The following is a 3,108-nucleotide window of genomic DNA, read 5'->3' as shown; positions in this document are numbered from 1 at the left end:
GGGGGGAACCAGGCATATATCATCTGGCAACTCCGGTTGCCGAGGATTTTTGCGTCATTTTTTTCTGGGGCAATCCTTGGTTGTGCAGGTACGGTGTTCCAAGCCGCACTACGTAATCCCATGGCCGACCCATTTATTCTGGGCATCAGCAGTGGAGCATCCTTCGGGGTTGCCCTTGCACTCTTCATTGGTCTTGCCCCTCTCCTGGGTTTCCCCTTGAGTGCACTCCTTGGAGCTACTCTTACCACACTTTTTATTGTAGGGATGTCCCTTAAGCGAAAGAGCAGTAATACAACGCTTCTCCTTACCGGAGTGGCGGTAAACTACATACTTAGTGCAGCGATGACACTGTTGATGTTCCTGCATCGTGAACAATACCAACGTATTCTCTACTGGACACTGGGGAGTTTCTCCACCAGCACCTATGCGCAGGTCGTTGTGCTTATGTTCACGTTTTTCCTCCTCTTTGTGCTGTTACGAGCGAATCATCAGAACATGGATATGCTGCTTCTGGATGAGGCATCTGCACATGCAGGAGGGTTGGCTGTTGGAAAAACCAGGCTTGTTCTCTTGCTTGCTGGTTCGGCAGCAAGTGCAATCTGTGTCTCCTATTTTGGTGTCATTGGATTTATCGGTTTGATGGCCCCACATGTAACACGATTGCTGGTTGGTCCCAAGCATAATAGACTCCTGCTTCCTTCAAGCCTCTTCGGTGGTTTTCTTCTTCTCGCCAGTGATACTGTCTCCAGGGTTATGCTTCCTAGTGGTGAATTACCGGTAGGGATCATTACCAGCTTACTTGGTGTTCCCCTGTTCATCTACCTGCTTCGCAAGGGACGGTACCGATATGGATAGTCTCAAGATCAGTCACCTCAGTGGAGGATATGACAAACACCAAATATTCCATGAGCTGGACCTTACCCTTCCCAAGGGAAAGTTCATTGCACTCACCGGACCGAATGGAAGCGGCAAGAGCACACTCCTGAAATTCATATATAAACAACTTAAACCCGATTCAGGTGCAGTTTATGTAGATGGCCAGGATATTCAGCACCTCAAGCAGAAAGAGCTTGCAACCAAGTTGGGCTTTGTTGCCCAGAATGGCAAGCTTGACTACGCCTTCACTGTCCGTGAAGCGGTCGCCATGGGACGCTATGCACATGGGGGAGAAGATGATGGGCATGCAATAGAATCTGCTATGGATTCCTGTGATATTTTGCATCTGCAGCACAAGGTAGTAACTGAGCTAAGCGGTGGAGAGATGCAACGAGTGCTGCTGGCAAGGGCCTTGAGTCAGGATGGGAGACTGTTGTTGCTCGATGAGCCGGTGAATCATCTTGATGTACGACACCAGAGGGCCATCATGGGCTTGCTCACCGATCTGGTAAATAAAGGGTATACAGTCATTTGTGTACTGCATGATATGTTGCTTGTACAGGTCTACAGCCAACTTGCACTGGTCCTCAAGGAAGGGAATATTGTTTCCCAGGGACCTACTGAAACAGTATTCAATGATGCATTACTCAATGAGGTATATCAAATCAGGGCTCATCAGGTATATGATGGTGAACTAGGTCGTAAAGTCTGGCTACCGACATGGTAGCTTTTAGGAAAGTGGATGCATGAAGCCTCTGAGCTTGTTCCTACATAGAATTTACCGTACCGTCGTCAAGGTTGGTTTGGCTCTCAATTATGACTTCTTTACTTGGCGGGAAGAAGATCTGCCCAAAGGTCCCAAAATATTCTGTTCCAACCATTTCAGTTCCAGTGATGTGCATTTTGTCACTACCCTTACTGATGAACCATTGCATATGGTCATTGGTCCTGCCTTCGGTATTCCAGTCATTGGATCGTTTCTTGGTTGGACGGAACAAATCAAAGCCCTGAGTAAGGAAGACCGCAGACATGTTGTTGACCAGGCAGTCGCTTACCTCAAGAAAGGGGATAGTGTGTATATCTTTCCTGAAGGGGGCCTGAACACCCAGGAAGAGATGATGCCATTCAAGCAGGGAATTGCTGAGATGTACCTCTCCCACCCTGTTCCTATTGTCCCTATTGGCTTGATCGCCCCAAGAAGAAGAGTGAGGAATAAGATCAGTAAAACGGCAAGGCGAGAAATGCGAGTCGTAAGTAGGAACTACTATGCTAATATTGGGAAGGTGATGGAATTCCCTGAGGCCTTGGAAGTAGCCAAGGTTGATAGAGTTGCAGCACGTGAGATGATCCTGAGGGAGCTTAGGAAAACCATTGATTCATTGATTGTCGAGATCAAGACAGATAAGTTCTGGAGTTGAAATATGGATGATGTGCATAAGATCTTTACAGATTTCAAAAACCGGGTTGATGAGATAGCTGAACACGCTGAGCATGTGCATTCAGTTTCTTTCAAGGCGGATTTGAAGAATGGAACCTCATTCAACTTCTCTTTCAATGCAGAGAAGTTTGCAAAAGCAAAGGACCCAAAAGGGGCCTTCAAGTCCTACAGTATCTTCAACGGAATTGTTGATATCGTTGCTTCCCTCTCCAGTATTGCAATCATCATCTACCTGATAAACCAGATGATAGAGGGCCAGGGTGTCAGTCTGCTGGTCGTCCTGACCTACTCACTGTTTATCATCAGCTTTATCTGTTCTGCTCTCTTTCATTTTTTCTCACCTGAACAGAGAGCTCATCTCATCTTCTCGTATATCAAGGAGAGTGCAAAGATTTTTGCCTTGGCAGTGGTAAATCTTCTCTGGGCACATTTACAGGAACCCTCAAGCCTTACCATGGTCAGAAGTCTTGTATTGGTGTTGATCGCCCTTGCCTTTCTCTTTCTCTCCGGTAGAACACATCTCTCCTTGCAGGTAAGTCTGGCGATTACCGCTCTCTTGCCCTTTGTTACCTTGGCAGTTGATATGAGCCTGGATTCCATTCTTCGTTGCATACTTTTCAGTCTCTGGTCAGTTGCAACCTTGGTATTCAAGCCAGAGTCACGTATGAAAACAAATTCAGCATTTGCCTTGATGGGCGTCCTTTCTCTCTCCACAGCACTTGGAGCTTTGCTTTAGAGGTATAGATTGCACTTTTCTTTCCGACTGGTTGCCTCTATACTGAGTACATCAGGAG

At 46.8% G+C, this 3,108-nt stretch carries 4 protein-coding genes; all 4 read left to right on the top strand.

From position 1 onward, the window contains the following. A partial coding sequence (locus tag JF818_RS14090) for an iron ABC transporter permease (RefSeq protein WP_198892613.1) occupies window positions 1-855 on the top strand: 855 nt, incomplete at its 5' end. Further along, window positions 848-1,603 (top strand): ABC transporter ATP-binding protein, encoded by a 756-nt coding sequence (locus tag JF818_RS14085; RefSeq protein ID WP_198892612.1) that lies wholly within the window; start codon window positions 848-850, stop codon window positions 1,601-1,603. The genes JF818_RS14090 and JF818_RS14085, both read left to right, overlap by 8 nt. A gap of 19 nt (window positions 1,604-1,622) precedes the next feature. Beyond that, window positions 1,623-2,294: a 1-acyl-sn-glycerol-3-phosphate acyltransferase gene (locus JF818_RS14080; protein ID WP_198892611.1), complete on the top strand. Its 672-nt coding sequence runs from the start codon at window positions 1,623-1,625 to the stop codon at window positions 2,292-2,294. 3 nt (window positions 2,295-2,297) lie between these two features. Beyond that, complete coding sequence (locus tag JF818_RS14075; RefSeq protein WP_198892610.1) at window positions 2,298-3,050, top strand: hypothetical protein; 753 nt, start codon at window positions 2,298-2,300, stop codon at window positions 3,048-3,050. Window positions 3,051-3,108: the final 58 nt, after the last annotated feature.

Source organism: Sphaerochaeta sp. S2 (genome assembly GCF_016406725.1).
Taxonomy (GTDB): Bacteria; Spirochaetota; Spirochaetia; order Sphaerochaetales; family Sphaerochaetaceae; genus Sphaerochaeta.
This window is presented reverse-complemented; position numbering and strand designations above follow the sequence as displayed.